Raw genomic sequence first — 261 nt, 5'->3', positions numbered from 1 at the left:
CACCCTGAACAGCTTAGCGCACTGAGAGAAAACCCCTCGCTCATTGAAACTGCTGTCGAGGAATGTTTGCGCTACGACAGCCCCGCGCAGCTGACGGCACGCACCGCCTCAGAAGACTGCGAAATAAATGGGAAGACCATAAAAAAAGGAGAGCAGGTATATATCCTTTTAGGGGCAGCCAATCGCGATCCAAGCATATTCGATCAGCCTCACAAAATGGATATCCAAAGAAAACCGAATCCGCATCTTGCATTCGGAAAG

1 protein-coding gene is annotated in these 261 nt (G+C 49.8%); it reads left to right on the top strand.

Going from position 1 to position 261, the window contains the following annotated elements; all coding sequences use genetic code 11:
- The coding region (locus tag R0K30_RS22395; protein ID WP_410613096.1) for a cytochrome P450 at window positions 1-261 on the top strand (261 nt) is incomplete at both ends.

The organism is Bacillus sp. SIMBA_154, assembly GCF_046536015.1.
Taxonomy (GTDB): Bacteria; Bacillota; Bacilli; order Bacillales; family Bacillaceae; genus Bacillus; species Bacillus pumilus_P.
The sequence above is the reverse complement of the archived record's forward strand: the minus strand, read 5'-3'. Positions and strand labels throughout refer to the sequence as shown.